Consider the following 17798-nt stretch of genomic DNA (forward strand, 5'->3'; position numbering starts at 1 on the left):
AATGGACAAAAAAGATGTAATCCAAACTGCCAAAGAATTTATTGCGAATTCTTTGGATAATCAGATAAAGTTAGAAAGTAATGCACCTCATGAGTTAGTTGGGGAAAAAATATATGATCCACCTATTTTTGGATTTTGTGAAGCGAGTGACGATGTCTTTAAGGTGCTTAAGGAACCGGAGGTGATTGGCTGTCACTTTAGAAACCCGCAGGAGTGGATGCCGACAGCTCAAACGGTGATCTCGTTTTTTCTGCCCTTTAGTGAGGCCGTAAAGGGGAGTAATCGGGAACAAAAAATTTGGCCCTCCTGGGGTTGGTTAGTTGGCCGAGTTGAAGGGCACAAATTATTGCGTTCTTTGCTATTGCATCTGCAAAATAGTATCAATCGTGCTGGTTACGCCACAATGGTGCCAACCATGGATAATAAGTTTTTTAGCATTACCGAACCGATTGAAGAACTTTGCGGTGAGCCCCTGGCGTTTACTAGCAACTGGTCAGAGCGGCACATTGCCTATCTTTGCGGTTTGGGAACCTTTGGTTTATCAAAGGGATTGATCACTGAAAAAGGAATTGCGGGAAGATTTGGTAGTCTGGTAACTGAACTTAAGTTAGAGCCCAGTCAGCGGCCTTATGAAATTTATAATGCCTATTGCACCCAGTGTGGTGCCTGCATTAAACAGTGTCCGGTCAAAGCCATCTCCATTGAAAAAGGTAAGGATCATCGATTATGCGGCATTTTTCTTGATAAAACTGCCCAAAAGTTTAAACCCCGATATGGTTGTGGTAAATGTCAGGTTAATGTGCCTTGTGAAAGCGGCATTCCCGGCCGAAATAAATAATTAGAAAACTACAATGGATGGTGTAATGTTAACAGAAAAATATAAGAAACGAGAAGAATTAGAAAAAGTCATTGAGTTTACCTATCCGGGTATTGCGCTATTGATTCGGGATTGCAATCTGGGTGATCTGGGGTCAAAATATCAGGTGGGAATGGTATTAAAAGAGCTGGGGTTTACCGACGCCAGTTTGCGTCGCGGTGGTATGGTTACGACCCATCGTCTGGCGATCCTGTCAAACCACTATGATAATATGCGGGTCTATGAGCACGATACCCATTGGGGCTTATGTGTTTTGGAAGCGGGTTCTCATTTCAAGGTACTAGATGTCTGGACAAGGGGAGACAAAACCCAGATTATCCTGCTCCATCTGCCCCCAAAAGGTTGGGAGGTCTTTGACTCTGTGGCCACCGACATGGATCAGAAGCTTGTCGATATTGTCAGAGAAGGATTTGAGCATTGTCTAAAACTTCCACCCATTCCTGAGCTTTCTACTCAGAGTTGGCTTAAGCGATGCTATTATCCAGTTGGGATGTCTGAAGATGGCGATTATTTTCCGCTTGGCACTGATTAAACTATCGTCAACCGATCGTGAGAAATCTCCTGGTAAGGATATCTCGCGATTTTTGTTTGGAAAAATTTGTTCTCCAAAAAGTAGCAGCCTTGATTGGCGGATTGCGTTTGGGGTAGATAGATAATATCAGTCAATCATAGATTAGCAGTTTGTCGTGACGTGTAGTGCTTTAATTTATCGTTTATCTAAGTGAAGGTGAGTGGGTGGAGATATGAACGATCAAAAAATAGGACAGGTAAAAGGCAAAGAATCATTTTTCGAAGACCTTTTTCGAAATAATCAGGAAATTATGCTTCTGATCGATATTGACACGCTTGAAATTAAAGACTGCAATCATTCTGCCTGTTTGTTCTACGGGAAAACCCATAGTGAGATGATAACGTTTAAGATTACCCATTTTAATTGCCTTAGTAAAGATCAAATTAAAAAAGAAGCGGAACTGGCAAAAAATAGAGAGCGTAATCAGTTTTATTTTAAGCATCGTTGTCGTAAGGGCGAAATCAGAGACGTCGAGGTGCGTTCAAGTCCCGTTTCTTTGGATGGAACAGATTATTTACTCTCGATTGTGACAGACATCAGTGGTTTGCAGCTCGATAGCGATGCACTACGAAAAGAAAACATGATGTTGGAGAAAGTGGTCGCTGAACGCACCTATGCGCTGAAGGAACTTAATGAACAGCTAATCGCCGCGCAGGCAGAATTAAAGCGCGAGATGCTTTTTATCGAAGCCTTGTTTGAAAGCATTCCAGGTTATCTTTATGTTTATGACGAAGCAGGAAAACTGATAAAGTGGAATAAAAAACATGAAGAAATGACAGGCTATTCGGCCGATGAATTGGCTCATATGACGCTTGATCAGTGGTTTGAGGGCGATGATTTGGTCAAAGTGATGGCGGCAGTAGAGGAGGTGTTTAGTAAGGGGTATGGAGAGGTAGATGCCAATCTGATTACCAAAAGCGGAAAAAAATTACTTATTCGTTCGAATGGTGTGGTAATGACCCTGGATGGAAAAAAATATTTCACCGGCGTGGGGATTGATATTACTGAGAGTAAACGTCTGGAAAGTGAATTAAAAAAAGAAAGCAAACTACTCGAAACAACCTTGGTTTCCGTTGGGGATGGGGTCATCTCATGCGATAAAAATGGTCATGTTTTGTTTATTAATCGGGTGGCAGAAGAATTGACAGGCTGGCAAAAGAAGGAAGCCCTGGGTAAGCCGATCGAAACCGTTTTTAGTATTATAAACGATAGTAATCGGGAAAAAGCTGGAAATATTGTCGCAGAAGTGATTAAGACAAAAGAAATCAGGGAGCTGGATAATCATACCCTGCTGATTGCTAAGGATGGTATAGAACGAACCATTGAAGACAGTGCCGCTCCCATTATTGACGCAAACGGCGATGTTCTGGGGGTTGTTCTGGTATTTAGAGATTACACCGAAAAAAAGCAGAAACTGGATCAGATCGAGTATTTAAGCTATCATGATCAGCTTACTGGGCTTTACAATCGGCGCTTTTACGAAGAAGAGCTTAGTCGTATGGATACGCCAAGAAACTTACCGTTTTCGCTAATTATGGGTGATGTTAATGGCCTGAAATTGGTAAACGACAGTTTTGGACATGTAATGGGGGATGAGTTATTAAAAAAAGCGGCTAAGACAATTGTCAAAGCCTGTCGAGCAGATGATGTGGTGGCAAGATTAGGCGGCGACGAATTTGTGGTACTGTTGCCAAAAACAGATCAATTAGAAGCGGAAGAAATTATCAATCGGATTGAAGAACTGGCTAAAGCTGAAAAAGTCGGTACCGTTGAACTTTCAATTTCATTTGGTTTTGAAACAAAGTTTAACGAGGAAGAAGATATTCAGCGGATTTTTAAACGAGCTGAAGACTATATGTATCGCCGTAAACTGACCGAAAGCCTGGGAATGCGGAACAAAACGGTGGGCATGATGATTGAAACCCTATTCGACAAATATCAGAAAGAAATGTTTCATTCAGAGCGGGTTGGCAAATTGTCAGCAGAGATAGGAAATAAAATCGGTTTTAATTCTAAAGATTCCCATGATCTTCAAACCGCCGGGCTGATGAACGACATCGGCAAAATCGGAATTGCGGAGGGCATTCTTGATAAGATAGAAAAACTAAATGAAACAGATTGGGATGAGATTCGGCGACATCCTGAAATCGGTTACCGGATTTTGAGTTCAGCTAATGAATTTGCCGAAATTGCGGAACATATTTTGGAGCATCATGAGCATTGGGATGGCGGTGGCTATCCTAAAGGACTAAAAGGCGAAGAGATCTCCCTGGAAGCCCGAATTATCGCTATCGCTGACGCCTATGATGCCATGACCAGGATGCGCTTGCATCGGAATGATTTAACAGCTGAAGAAGCCATTGAAGAAATCAGTCGTTGTTCCGGCACCCAATTTGATCCGGAAATTGCCAGAGTCTTTATTGAGATGATTGAAAATGAAAAATAACATAATCCAGCCCGATAATTAACCCGGTCGATCCATTAAGACCAGGTTAATTATTTTTTTTTAGCTTGCGGAGGTTCTGAAACATCACACCAAAGGTTTCGTGTTTTACCTGAGTAGGGTCAAATCTCAGAAGTCTAAACGTAATCTGTACACAAAAACCAATTGAAAAAGCTGAAATAACCGTTCCTAAACCAACCATCCCGCCGAGTAGCCAGCCAATCAGGACAACACTGATTTCCACAATACCGCGACACAGACCGACTGGTAATCCGGTTTTTCGGGTTATCGCCACCATCAGGCTGTCCCGAGGACCGGCGCCAAAGGCCGAAGAAATATAAAAATAGGTCCCCAGGGAAATAATAAAGAGACCCAAAATATGCACTAGGGTTCCAATCCAAAAATGATTAAAAAGTGGGATAAAGTCTAAAAAAAGGATGAGATCCATAAATAAACCGATCATAAACATGTTAAAAATAGTACCCAGTCCTATTTTTTCACCAAGCAGAAAAACAAGGGCGACAATAAGCGCACCCACTGCTGTGTTTATTAAACCAATGCTGACGCCTAGAGTTTGACTGATACCGCTATGAAGAACTTCCCAGGGCGCATAACCGATATTTGCCCGCATGGTAACAATAATTCCCAATCCATAAAGAAAAAGACCAAAATTCAGTTTTAAAAATCGTAAAATGTATTCTGCCATAAGGCCCTCCTTAAAGGGTAATAGTATAAGTATACCATAAATTTATTTGCGATTAAAGATCAAAGTGTACAGCGTTTGAATTTTGCTAAATTGCGCGATAGAGGTTTTACTTACTTAAAAATGTGGTATACTAAAAGCAATAAAACAGAACAGATGGAGCACTCTGCTTCGGGAGGTTAGAAATGAAAGTATTAGGCATTAATGGTAGTCCTCATGGAGAAGGCAATACATTTACAGCACTGAGTATTGCTGGTGAAATATTTGCTCAGGAGAGCATCGATTTTGAAGTTTTCGATGTTGGTATGAAAGCGGTACAGGGGTGTACTGGTTGCAATGCTTGTAGTAAAAATAAAGATGAACAGTGTATCTTTACTAAAGATGTCGTCAACGAAGGGATTCAAAAAATTAAAGAGGCTGATGGTGTTATTTTTGCCAGTCCTGTTCATTTTTCTGGCATCAGCGGAAATATGAAGTCATTTATGGATCGGGCGTTTTATGTAGCTGGCGCCAATGGCGGATTATTTCGGCATAAGGTCGGCGCTTCTCTAGTAGCGGTAAGACGTTCCGGTGGAGTGGCAAGTATTGATCAATTGAATCACTATATTACCTACTCGGAGATGGTAATGGCAACGGGCAATTACTGGAATGTTATTCATGGTCGCACTGCCGGAGAAGCTTCCCAGGATACCGAAGGCGCCCAGACCATTGAAGTTACGGCAGCCAACATGATTTGGCTGATGCGTCTCATCGAAAACGGCAAGGGTGTGGTTGCGGAACCAAATCCCTTTAAAAAAGTTTATATGCACTTTGTCAGATAAAGAAGTTGTTAATGTCAATAAAAAAAACACGTTAAACGTGTTTTTTTATTGGTTATTTAAATGTCATGTAAACCGGCCCAACTCCGCCGTCAATATTGATGCGATGAGGGGCAGATTGCGTGCCGACGCCCGTTTCTGAAATACTCCGGTCGTTGATGGTAATGGGTCCAATACCCTGGTCGACAGTGATGAAATAGTCATCAACATTGCCATTGATATCCAGATTGGTCTGGCCAACGCCGCAGTCGACTTCAAATTCTCCAGTGACAATCCCCTGGATACTAATAAGTCCCACCCCGCCGTTGATCTCAAAGTCATTGAGTTTTACGTTAGTAAAATGAACGGCTCCAGCTCCACCGCTGAGTTTACCGGAATTAGCCAGTAGCTGATCGGCCACGACTTCTCCAGCTCCCTGCTTGATGACCAGTTCATCAGTAACTAGTTGAGACAATTCACCGCGGCCGGCACCAATTTCTAGTTCCAGCTTTTTTAGTTGGGTGTTGCGGGGAATGGTAACGATAAGGTTGGTCATGCGATCTTTACCAAACAGATTCGGAAAGACTTGGGTGCTCTTTTTATCCTCAATAATAAGCTTGCCGTTGTCAAGGGTGGCATTAAGACTTGGTGGGACATTGGTTCCTTCAACGACAAAGGCATCTCCGCTTTGAAGCGTGATACTACCGGTATCAAAAGTAACAAAAACAGATTTTAAGTCACCAGTAAAATCCTGTCGAAAATTGGATTCACCTTGTTCGATGATTTGGTTTTTGTTTTCAATCAGACCAAAACCCCGCATGATGGCGACGCCCCCATTGACAATGCTGGCGATGATTCCTAATGCCAGCACCAGACCAAAAGCGATGGCCAGGTATTTAATCCAACTTTGATTACTACTCATTTGACTTCAGTCCCTCCAAAGATATTTGTGCTATTGATGTAAATCGTCGGTGGATTTTCGTCCAGCGGTCTGTTAGTCTTATTTGATGCGCCACCAAAAATCGGTGTGGTTGCCATTTCTACCCGGACATTGCTGGGAACCATCAAATCAATACCGCCAAAGACAGCAGTAGCCGAAATATAAATATCTTCGTTGATGATGGCTTGTCTCAAATCAAGGTCGACACTGCCAAAAACTGCAGTAATAGTAGCGCCGTTAAACGCTTCCCCAGGAAAGTTAATCTCCTGACCGCCAAATATAGCCGAATACTCAGGAAGTCCATCCTTTGTCATACCCTGAATTAATTTAGCGTTCTTACTGAGTCGATCCTTGAACATGATGCTCAATCCAATGGCAATAATAATGATCGGAAAGATCAGGTCCCCCAACAATGCACCGTTAAAATAGCCTCTGGCAGAAATAAATAATAACACACCAATACCTAAGCCAATAGTATTCCAGAGTTGTACGCCATTTTGCACCATACTGATAGCACAGGGAATAATGATGAATAAGGTCCACCAGCCGTCAAAAAATAGCTCAAAATTCCACAGACCAAATACGTTTCCGGCAAAGCCAAGGCCGATAACGACTAATAATAGCCCCCACAACAAGTTGCCTACTCGATTTCTCATTTTTCTCTCCTTTTTTTAAAGTTACTTTATTATAGCACGCTTCTGATAAAATTTCATTCTTCCTGGATTTATTCAAGTGAGAAAATAATTCAGTCAGAGGGCTTATAGTAATTGACTTAATGAAATAGGGTAGGTAAAATGGTAGAAAGAGGATCTAAGAATAGATGATAATCGAAAGAGGATCTTTTGAATTTAAAACAGAGAGCAGTCGATTATGTGAGATCGACAATGGAGGATAGTAACATGGGGTTAGAGAGTGTTTTATATAAATGCGACCGGGGAGTAGATCTTAAACAATTACGGCTAAAGCCCTGGGCGGTAGCTTCTGAAGTGATGGGTCGGTTTAAAAAAACGAACCAGATTCATCGCTGGTTCTTAGAAAATATTCAAAATGGGGTTGATGATGGGCGGTTTTATCTGGTGGAAGAATACCAGTTTAAAAAGCTTTACAGGCTATGTACCACGGTGGATAGCAATCCTGAGCGGGCAGAAGAATTGTTACCTACTTTAAAAGGATTTGATATTGGCAGTGCTAAATATGATGAGGTCTATTATGAGAACCTCAGCAAGGTGCTTATTATTTTAAGACATATTAATAATACCTTCGATTTTAATAATAACGATTTGGTCTATAGTAGTTCTCATTAATTTAGTAGAATTTTAGGTGCCGCTACAAATTTTGTCAGGCCGGCTGAATTTCTCATCAGCTGGCTATTCTTTTTTTTAAACACGACAATAAAATTATCGTAAAAAATTAAATAGAACTAAAGTAAGCCGGGTTAATGACGATAGTATATAAGTGGCAAATGAAAATAACCGTATACGAAAAATGAAATGACAATTGTAATTCAACAATTAATCCGCTAAACGATTGATCATGAGTTAGCTGCCTTATTCGATGCCGATAAAGAAAAAGGTAGCAACGCTTTTTTTTATTGAGGATTGCGGTTTAATTATTCGATGAAAGATGGGTATAAATTAGGATATAAGCGTTATATTATATTGAAGTAAAATTTAGGAGGAGAAAAAGGATGAAGCATGAGAAGAGTTTGTTGTCAAAGATCCTGGTAACGGTTGTTTTGCCTGTAGCAATTGTATTTTGTATCGTAGCAGGTATTGCAATGATGGTTACAAGTCAAAGTTATGACCAGTTTACAGGTATTCAAAACAGCTTATTATTAGTTTATGTAATCGGTTTAGTTGTTATTGTTGGTGTGATCGCTTTAGGAATGAAAGAAGTTTCAAACAGAATCGCCAGTCTGGCAGTGGTTGCTAACCGAATGGCAGAAGGTGATCTTGAAAGTGGACTTGGATCTGAGAAACCTCAGGATCAGTTGGGTGAAATCAGTTATGCGTTATCATTGATTGCTGAAAATATTAAAATTCAATCAGAAATGGCCGCTAAGCTGGCAGTTGGTGATTTTTCAGCAATCATCAGCCCACAGTCAGACAAGGACCAGATGGGAAATAGTTTATCAGCAGTTCAAAAGTCGGTGGGAAAACTACTCGATTATCTTAATATGATGCCGGATTTGGTTGAGAACAAAGAGTATTTTGATCGGAATATTGAAAATGACATGAAGGGTGATTATAAAAAAGCACTTGCGCAGGCAAATCAGGCTATGGAGACAGTCACCTCAAATATGGAATACTATTTAGCCATTCTGGATGCCCTGCCTTACCGTGTGACTACTACGGACAAAAATATGAAAATGGTCTTTGTCAATAAAATTCTTGAAGATCTGATGAAGTTGACCGGTACGGCTGAAAAGAGAGAAGATATTCGCGGCGCGGATTGCCATAGCTGTAATCTGGAGATGTGTCATACCGAAAACTGTGGCGTAACGATGTTAAATGGCAGTGGGGATCAACTGAATGAACTTGGCTATGCCGAGTATCGCTTTGAATTTATGGATCGATACTACCGGATGGATACCATGAACCTCATAAACAAATACGGTGAAAAGATCGGTTATGTTGAAGTATCTCATGATACAACACCGGTAATGAGTGTCAATAATTATCGGAGCGAAGCGGTAGTTCGACTGGCTGACAACCTGCATCGATTATCATTGGGAAATCTTGATCTTGATTTGCATGTAGATGAACCGGGACAATATACTAACGAAGTCTATGACCAGTTTAAAGCAATTGGGGACAGCTTAACAGAGGTTAAAAGTACTATCGGTAATCTCATTGATGATGCCAGCATGCTAACGCATGCAGCAATTGAGGGACAACTTGATGCCAGAGCCGATGAAACAAAATTCGAAGGCTCTTGGCAGGAACTGATCAGCGGGATGAACAGCATTCTTGGTGAAATAGCAAAACCCCTCAAAGAAGTTTCGGATGTGATGGATGAAATAACTAACGGAAATCTAAATGTGAGTGTAAATGGTTCTTACAGCGGTAGTTTTGAAACGTTAAAACAAGCTGTCAATTCAATGGGGAGCGGATTTGAAAAAATAGTGGGAGAAATTTCCACCGTTACAGAAGAAATTGGTAATGGAAATCTCAACTTAGAGAATGTCAGCTCATTCGGAGGGGATTTTAATAAAATTTCTGATGCCCTTAATACCATTATTGCAACCCTGAACTCACTGCTTGGAGATATTAATCATGCCGCTGAGCAGGTAAACGCCGGAGCCAATCAGGTGTCCGACAGCAGCCAGGCCCTGGCTCAGGGTTCTACCGAACAGGCTAGCTCGATCCAGGAACTAACCGCATCCATAGCAGAAATAGCTGACCAAACGAAGAACAACGCCGTCAATGCGAACAAGGCCAGGGAATTGGCGACAAATGTGATGGGCAATGCTGATAAAGGTAACCATCAAATGACCGAGATGCAGCAGTCAATGGTGGAAATTAACAAGTCATCCGAAGATATTTCCAAGATCATCAAGGTAATTGACGATATTGCCTTCCAGACCAATATTTTAGCGCTTAACGCGGCTGTGGAAGCAGCCCGGGCCGGTCAGCATGGCAAAGGCTTTGCTGTGGTAGCCGAAGAAGTCCGCACCCTGGCTGCCCGTAGTGCTGACGCTGCCAAAGAAACAACCGTTTTAATAGAAGGTTCCATTAACAAGGTGGCGGTCGGTACAAAAATTGCCGATGAAACGGCCAGTGCGTTAGATGAAATTGTAGGCGGTATTACCCAAGTCAATGACTTAGTCGACTACATCGCCACGGCCTCTAATGAACAAGCCACCGGCATCGCCCAGATTAATATGGGTGTTGAGCAGGTTGCTCAGGTCGTGCAGCAGAATTCGGCGACAGCTGAACAGAGTGCTGCTGCCAGCGAAGAACTTTCAGGACAATCAATTTTGTTAAAACAAATGATTGATCAGTTTCAACTGAGATAAAAATAGAATCAGAACTTTTATCCTCAGTCATTTTGAATAACATTAGGAATTACCTAATGTTATTCTTTTTCATAAGTGGATCGAAATAACACCAGAAAGTTAAGGTGAAACAAAATTTGAAGTTGAGTTTACTATAAATATCATATATAATGTTGTCCATATATAAATTATTGTAGCGAAACGCCCTAGCTGTGAAACGCAACAGTATTGATTGCAATATCGTTTAGCGATATAACCCTTCAAAGAAAAGTGGTGGAGAATAAAAGAAGTAGCTTCAAATTATCTCAATCTCAAGGAGGAAAGAATGGAACATAAAAAGAGTTTGCTGTCAAAAGTTCTATTGACAGTTGTGCTGCCGGTAGTCTTGATATTCTGCGCAACGGCGGGCATTGCAATGTCTGTTGTCAGTCAAAATTTTAATCAGTTTGGGGAGATCCAGAATAATATCGTACTGATTTTTGGCATTGGTTTAGTTGTAATGGTTGGTGTAAGTGTACTTGGCATAAAGGGAATATCGAGTCGCTTAACCAGCCTGGCCGAGACTGCCAATCGGTTGTCAGAGGGAGACGTTGAAGTCGTTTACGAATCTGGCCCCCCTCAAGATCAGTTAGGTGAAGTTGCTTATGCCCTTTCGGGTTTGGCAAAGAATATGCAGTTGCAGTCTGAAGCGGCGGTTAAATTAGCTAAGGGTGATCTATCAGTTATGATCTCGCCGTTATCTGATAAGGATGTGCTGGGTAACAATCTGCTAGAGATTCAGTCATCCATAAAAAGGGTGAATGATTACCTGATGCAGTTGCCTGAACGTGTAAAAAAAGAAGCGGACCTGGAAAATAAACTGGAACCCGAAATTATTGGTGATTATAAAACTGGGATCGAACATGTGAACCAGGCCATCCAAACGGTGGCCGACAAACGCGATTACTTTCAGGCAATTCTTGATGCGATGCCGTACCGCATTACGGTTGTTGATACAGATTTGAAGTGGACATTTATAAATAAAACCCTTCAAGACCTGAGAATAGCTACCGGAAGAGAAGGCGAACGGGAAACACTTTATGGTGATGATTGTTGCAAGTCAAACCTTGACATGTGTAAAAATGAGGATTGTGGCGTCAAGGCTTACCGAAAAACAGGCCGAATTGAATTTCCGTTTCCATATCGTGGTGGTCATTATCGTATGGACACGACGCCAATTATTGATAAACATGGTGACACCATTGGTTATGTTGAAACCTCGTTTAATACGACCGGAACGATGAGTGTTAACAATTATTCGAAGACCGAAATTACTCGGCTGGCGGATAATTTAAGACGTTTATCAGAAGGAAATCTCGATTTTGATTTGGATGTTCAGGAACCGGATGAGCACACTCAGGAGGTTTATGAACAGTTTAAAGCCATCGAAACAAATTTACATGAAGTGAAAGATTCCATCGACAGTCTCATTAGTGATGCTATCATCTTGACGACGGCCGCAATGCAGGGAGATTTGGATGTTCGGGCCGATGAAACCAAATTCAGCGGCTCCTGGAACGAACTGATCAGTGGCATGAATGGCATACTTGGTGTTATGGCAAAGCCGATGGAAGAAGTCGCTAATGTGATGGATGCCATCGCTAGTGGCAATCTTGATGTGATGGTTGAAGGTTATTATCAGGGCAGTTTTGATGTCTTAAAACAGGCTGTCAATGAAATGGGTAGCAACTTTAAAACGATTGTGACAGAAATTTCCACCGTTACCGGAGCCATCAGCAATGGGAATCTTAATTTAGAGAATGTCAGAGCTTTTGGCGGTGACTTTAATGCGATTTCTGATGCCCTCAATACCATCATTGAAACTTTGAACTCGTTGCTTGGAGATATCAATCATGCATCCGAACAGGTTAATGCCGGGGCCAATCAGGTATCTGACAGCAGTCAGGCCCTGGCTCAGGGTTCTACCGAACAGGCTAGCTCGATCCAGGAACTAACCGCATCCATAGCAGAAATAGCTGACCAAACGAAGAACAACGCCATCAATGCGAACAAGGCCAGAGAATTGGCGACAAATGTGATGGGAAATGCTGACAAAGGAAACGCTCAGATGACAGAGATGCAGCAATCAATGGTGGAAATTAACAAGTCATCCGAAGATATTTCCAAGATCATCAAGGTGATTGACGATATTGCCTTCCAGACCAATATTTTAGCGCTTAACGCGGCAGTGGAAGCAGCCCGGGCCGGACAGCATGGCAAAGGCTTTGCTGTGGTAGCTGAAGAAGTTCGCACCCTGGCTGCCCGTAGTGCTGAAGCTGCCAAAGAAACAACCGTTTTAATAGAAGGTTCCATCAACAAGGTGGCGGTCGGTACAAAAATTGCCGATGAAACGGCCAGTGCGTTAGATGAAATTGTTGGCGGTATTACCCAAGTCAATGACTTAGTCGACTACATCGCCACGGCCTCCAATGAACAGGCCACCGGCATCGCTCAGATTAATATGGGTGTTGAGCAGGTTGCTCAGGTTGTGCAGCAGAATTCGGCAACAGCCGAAGAGAGTGCCGCTGCCAGTGAAGAATTGTCTGGCCAATCGATCTTGTTAAAACAGATGATCGACCAGTTTTCGCTGCGTTAAGTCAATCAGGAAAATAAAGACAAAAAGACCACCTTGTGATGAGGTGGTCTTTTTATAGAAGGGAGATCAGCATGAATCGATTAATTGCCAAACTGATACTTTTTACCGACTCAAATCAGAAAAATTTACTTAAACAAATGGGACAGCTCTATGAACGTTTTTACAAAGATGAGGATTCTAAGGAAGAACTGATTGCTGAGAGTTATCGCCAGATAAAAACGCTGCTGGAAATAGCTACAGATTTTGGATTTGACCGCAACCTCTGGCATCACTATCTGACCTTTTTACTGATCACCAATGAAAATCCATTCAGTCTGACCTGTGAAAAGGTGGGGAAAAAAGAAGGTAGTGTTAATTATTTTGCTCAGAACGATTGTAAAATTTTTAAGGATCTTTTTGATTTCGATTTTACTGAGTTGGAGTCCGTATTGGGGATTGATTGCTTTACCCGGATTTCAGATTACCAGGCTATCCGAAAGCCGGAATTCATGTACAATCAGAACGTCAGTGAAAAAGTGAAAGAACTGAGCCTAAAACTGGCGGCATCAGCAAATGAACAGCTATTTTTTGATGAGATTACACGGTTTTATCAAGACTTTGGGGTGGGTATGTTTGGCCTGAATAAAGCCTTTCGGATTACTCCCAAAGCCGATAACACCGGGGTAATTTTTAATCCGATCAATAACATGGATAAGGTCATGCTGGCAGATCTGGTTGGATACGAAAGTCAGAAACAAAAGCTTGTCGAAAACACCAAGGCCTTTGTCGAAGGGCGAAAAGCAAACAATGTGTTGTTGTTCGGGGATAGTGGTACCGGGAAGTCCACCAGTATCAAAGCTATCGTCAACGAATTCTATCATCAGGGACTGCGGATGATTGAAATCTACAAGCATCAATTTCGAGATTTATCAAATGTCATTGCCCAGATAAAAAATCGGAACTATCGGTTTATTATTTACATGGATGATCTTTCCTTTGAGGAATTTGAGATCGAATATAAGTTTCTCAAAGCAGTTATTGAAGGCGGTGTGGAAACAAAACCGGATAATATTTTGATTTATGCTACCTCAAATCGACGCCATTTGATTCGGGAAACCTGGAATGACCGAAATGATCTGGAAGCAAACGGGGATATCCACCGGTCAGACACGATGCAAGAAAAACTGTCGCTAGTGAATCGCTTTGGGGTCAGTATTTTTTACGAACGTCCCAGTCAGAAACAGTATTTTAAAATTGTGGCGGAGCTGGCCAAGCGAGAAGGTCTTGAGATATCTGAAGAAGTTCTTTCTCAGGAAGCCAATAAATGGGAACTACAGCATGGTGGGATTTCTGGTCGAACTGCTCAGCAATTTATCAATCATTTGCTTTCGATCAGTGTAGAGGATGATTAATTCGATCAGGGCCAACTTACTTCAATAAGGCTTAAAAAATAAGATCTGGTCAAAAAAGTGACACTTAATTTTGCTCCAGGTATTTTTATCGTCATAATCTGCGTAAATTTTAGTAATTTGGATATCTATAAAGTAAAGGGTTAAAAGATAGAAAAGATGATAAAGATTGATGGCTGGCATACGCAAGGCTATTGAGTTAAAAAATTTGCGATTGTTTTAATTGAAAAAAAGAACAGGAGAAAGAAAATGAAAATTAAATTTTTAGGAGCAGCACTATCTGTCACTGGTTCCTGCCATCTTGTGACTACCGAGCACTGTAAATTCCTCCTGGACTGCGGTTTGTTTCAGGGCAGCGAAGCTCTGGAAGAGCTAAATAATCAGGCGTTTGACTTCAACCCGAAAGAGATCGATTTTATCATTTTGAGTCATGCCCATATTGATCATTGTGGTCGGATTCCCTTACTTGTTAAACAGGGATTCAGCGGGCAGATTTACAGTACCGGGGCAACAGCCGAGATCGCTGATATCTTGCTTCAGGATAGCGGCACGATTCATGTAACGGATGCTAAATGGATCAACAGGCGAACAGCACGTTCCGGACAGCCGCTGGTTTCGCCTCTTTATACCCAGGAAGATGCCGCCCGCTGCATCCAGTATTTTTTCCCGGTGGCATACGGACAGTGTTTTCAGGTTAATCCCCAGATCAGGATCCGGCTTAATGAAGCAGGCCATATCCTGGGGGCTGCAATCATCGAGATTTGGATTGCGGAAGGCGGAAAAACCACTAAGCTGGTCTACTCAGGGGATATTGGAGCAAGTAATCAACGGATGTTAAATGATCCGACTCTGATCGCTGAGGCAGATTATCTAATCATGGAAACGACTTATGGGGATCGCACCCATGAAACCCGGTGGGAAAGCGGGAAGCGTTTTCTTGATATCGTTTTTAAAACCGTTGCTCGGGGGGGGACCGTGGTAGTACCGGCTTTTGCTCTGGGTCGAACCCAGGATCTGATTCATGAGCTGGAAGTGTTTTATGATAACCACGAGCTGTATCAGAATCAGCTTGATAAGGTCAAGGTCTATGTTGACAGTCCACTGGCCACCGATGCGACTGAAATTTTCCGCAAAAATGCCCATTACTTCAATGACTATATAAAGGAACGGATCAAAAAAGGGGATGAACTTTTCTATTTCAGAAATTTAAGTTTTACAAAAAGCATTGATGAGTCTAAGGCCTTAAACGAGAATACATCACCTAAGATCATTATTTCTTCCAGCGGCATGGCTGATGCTGGCCGGGTACAACATCATTTAAAACACAACCTCTGGAAACCCCAATCAAGTATTGTTTTTGCCGGGTACCAGGCCGAGGGGACCATTGGACGGGCCATCACCAGCGGGGAAAAATATATTAGAATTTTGCGAGAACGGATCCGAGTAAATGCTGAAATCTATTTTCTGGAAGGATTCTCTGCCCATGCCGACAAAAATGATCTACTGAAGTGGTTGTCCGGATTTAAAGAAAAACCCAAGAAAATTTTCCTGGTTCACGGCGAAGAAGAAGCGAAGAAAAGCTTTGCCAATACAGCAAAAAACACATTGGGATTTGATTGCACCGTAGTCGAGGATGTTTCCGAATACGATCTTGATAATGAAACCGTAATGGTAGATGGCATTAAAAATCGGATTGATACCAAAAATCAGATCAATAAATTAAAAGACAATCTGGACGACATCCATAATGAGTTAGGCAATCTACTGGCTATTCCGGGGATCGGGATAAAGGGGTCCTTTCTGGATGAGAAGCGAGAGGATCTCGCGGTATTGACCAGAGATTTGGAAAAAACCTGTGAAAAACTCAAGACCGTTATCAACAAATAGAACAATAATCTTAAAAAGTCTAAAACACCTGTCGGCTTGACGTCGGCAGGTGTTTTCGATAGAATGGGATAATTATTAGTTTAAAAGGAGACGAAGATCATGCCGGTCAATTCATTTGAAGATTATCCGATGTCCTGGAAACCGACGTTAAACGATAAGGTTAAACCGCTTTATCTCTCCCTGGCCCGCCAGTTGGAGCAGGATATTAAAGAGGGTCAGCTGCTGCCCGGAACAAAACTGCCGCCCCAGCGGGAATTGGCAGATTTTCTTGATATTAACGTCAGCACCGTGTCCAAAGCCTGTAAGGTCTGTGAATTAAAAGGCCTCCTCAGTGCCACGGTCGGAAGCGGCACCTTTGTTTCCTTTGATGCGCTGGCAAATGCTTACCTATTGCCGGATGATAAACCACGAAATTTGATTGAGATGGGGGCAGTTTTCCCAGATACCGCCACCTTTGGACCATTAATCGGTTGTTTAAAAGAAATACTCAACGAAGCGGATGCCGATAAACTGCTAAATTACAGCCGCCCTAATGCCAATATCTGGTTAAAAGATACAGCGATTAAGCTAATGGAAAAAGGAGGCTTTTGTCCAGAACCGGAGAGTATCTTATTTTCTAATGGCGGCCAAAATGCCATTACGGCCATTCTTGCTGGGCTGTGCCGTCACAGCGATAAAATTGGGGCCGATCCCCACACCTATTCCGGGCTTAAAACGACTGCTTCGATGCTTGGTATCCAGCTAACCCCGATCCGTCATCGTGATGGGGAAATGGACGATGAAGCACTGCTTGATGCCTGCCGTAATGAAAATATCAAAGGTGTTTATCTGATTCCGGACAATCACAACCCGACCACTCATACCATGTCTACTGATCGGCGCAGGGCTTTGGCCCAAACCGCCAGAGATCAGGGGATCTTTATCATCGAAGACGGTGCCTACCATTTGCTTAGTCAAAATATTCTGCCGGCGGTGGCCTCTTTTGCACCGGACCATACCATCTATATCGCCAGCATGTCAAAAACGCTGGCCCCTGGCTTACGTATGGCCTATGTGTCAGTGCCTTTGGCTTATCGAAAGCCGGTGTCAAAAGCGCTGTATAATCTAAATATATCGGTGTCGCCGTTAATGGCAGTGCTGGCGGCCCGGGTTATCGTTTCCGGACAGCTGGATCAATTTATAATAAGTCACCAGCAGAATGCCAGACAGCGCAATAAGTTGGTAAACTGCTACTTACGGGACTTCACCTGTCATGGTAATGAAACGGGAATATTTCGTTGGCTGGAGTTGCCGGGAACCATTAGTGGATCGGATTTTGAAGCACTGGCAATGGAAAAGGGGGTTCGAATTTACGGCGCTGAGCGATTTACCGTTGGAAATAACGTGCCCATCCGTGCTGTGCGGATGTCTGTTTGTGCTCCGGAAACCCTGGCCGAACTGGAACAGGGAATGATAATTTTAAAAAAACCTTCTCGATCAGCTGTAAGATTTTTAATTTGTACGCCATACATTTAATTTATTGTGTGGCGTATTTTTGCGTGATAAAATAAGGCTCAAATT

13 protein-coding genes are annotated in these 17798 nt (G+C 42.3%); 10 read left to right on the plus strand and 3 right to left on the minus strand.

The genetic code is table 11. The annotated features are described in order from the left end of the window. The first annotated feature begins 1 nt into the window (after window position 1). The 3 genes from DOZ58_RS01620 (at window position 2) to DOZ58_RS01630 (ending at window position 3894) form a co-directional block, all read left to right on the plus strand. Entirely contained in the window at window positions 2-838 is an 837-nt protein-coding gene (locus DOZ58_RS01620; RefSeq protein WP_111886702.1) for a 4Fe-4S binding protein, read from the plus strand. A gap of 25 nt (window positions 839-863) precedes the next feature. Further along, entirely contained in the window at window positions 864-1409 is a 546-nt protein-coding gene (locus DOZ58_RS01625) for a hypothetical protein (RefSeq protein ID WP_111886703.1), read from the plus strand. Window positions 1410-1620: 211 nt separating this feature from the next. Further along, window positions 1621-3894 carry a PAS domain S-box protein gene (locus tag DOZ58_RS01630; protein WP_111886704.1) on the plus strand — a complete coding sequence of 758 codons (2274 nt, stop codon included), beginning with the start codon at window positions 1621-1623 and terminating at the stop codon, window positions 3892-3894. Between the two features lie 46 nt (window positions 3895-3940). Here DOZ58_RS01630 and DOZ58_RS01635 read toward each other — a convergent pair whose 3' ends face one another. Next, the gene (locus DOZ58_RS01635) at window positions 3941-4597 is read right to left on the minus strand and encodes a YitT family protein (protein WP_111886705.1); all 657 of its coding nucleotides are present in this window, start codon (window positions 4595-4597) and stop codon (window positions 3941-3943) included. A gap of 182 nt (window positions 4598-4779) precedes the next feature. Between DOZ58_RS01635 and DOZ58_RS01640 the strand changes: the two genes are divergently transcribed. Beyond that, complete coding sequence (locus DOZ58_RS01640) at window positions 4780-5415, plus strand: flavodoxin family protein (protein WP_111886706.1); 636 nt, start codon at window positions 4780-4782, stop codon at window positions 5413-5415. Between the two features lie 52 nt (window positions 5416-5467). On the opposite strand, the gene DOZ58_RS01645 is transcribed toward DOZ58_RS01640, so the two are convergent. Beyond that, the gene (locus tag DOZ58_RS01645) at window positions 5468-6313 is read right to left on the minus strand and encodes a DUF4097 family beta strand repeat-containing protein (RefSeq protein ID WP_111886707.1); all 846 of its coding nucleotides are present in this window, start codon (window positions 6311-6313) and stop codon (window positions 5468-5470) included. After that, window positions 6310-6987: a LiaF domain-containing protein gene (locus DOZ58_RS01650; protein ID WP_111886708.1), complete on the minus strand. Its 678-nt coding sequence runs from the start codon at window positions 6985-6987 to the stop codon at window positions 6310-6312. The genes DOZ58_RS01645 and DOZ58_RS01650 overlap by 4 nt, the downstream gene beginning before the upstream one ends. Before the next feature lie 243 nt (window positions 6988-7230). Here DOZ58_RS01650 and DOZ58_RS01655 point away from each other — a divergent pair, with 243 nt between their 5' ends. From DOZ58_RS01655 to DOZ58_RS01680, 6 genes are all read left to right on the plus strand, one after another. Beyond that, complete coding sequence (locus DOZ58_RS01655) at window positions 7231-7635, plus strand: hypothetical protein (protein WP_111886709.1); 405 nt, start codon at window positions 7231-7233, stop codon at window positions 7633-7635. Window positions 7636-8018: 383 nt separating this feature from the next. Further along, on the plus strand, window positions 8019-10349 hold the full coding sequence (locus tag DOZ58_RS01660; protein WP_111886710.1) for a methyl-accepting chemotaxis protein: 2331 nt from the start codon (window positions 8019-8021) through the stop codon (window positions 10347-10349). Between the two features lie 304 nt (window positions 10350-10653). Next, complete coding sequence (locus tag DOZ58_RS01665) at window positions 10654-12963, plus strand: methyl-accepting chemotaxis protein (protein WP_111886711.1); 2310 nt, start codon at window positions 10654-10656, stop codon at window positions 12961-12963. A 71-nt stretch (window positions 12964-13034) separates the two neighbouring features. Beyond that, window positions 13035-14354 carry an ATP-binding protein gene (locus DOZ58_RS01670; RefSeq protein ID WP_111886712.1) on the plus strand — a complete coding sequence of 440 codons (1320 nt, stop codon included), beginning with the start codon at window positions 13035-13037 and terminating at the stop codon, window positions 14352-14354. 246 nt (window positions 14355-14600) lie between these two features. Beyond that, window positions 14601-16238: an MBL fold metallo-hydrolase RNA specificity domain-containing protein gene (locus tag DOZ58_RS01675; protein WP_111886713.1), complete on the plus strand. Its 1638-nt coding sequence runs from the start codon at window positions 14601-14603 to the stop codon at window positions 16236-16238. A 99-nt stretch (window positions 16239-16337) separates the two neighbouring features. After that, window positions 16338-17753 (plus strand): PLP-dependent aminotransferase family protein, encoded by a 1416-nt coding sequence (locus DOZ58_RS01680; RefSeq protein ID WP_111886714.1) that lies wholly within the window; start codon window positions 16338-16340, stop codon window positions 17751-17753. Window positions 17754-17798: the final 45 nt, after the last annotated feature.

The organism is Acetobacterium sp. KB-1 (assembly GCF_003260995.1).
In the GTDB taxonomy this organism is placed as follows: Bacteria; Bacillota; Clostridia; order Eubacteriales; family Eubacteriaceae; genus Acetobacterium; species Acetobacterium carbinolicum.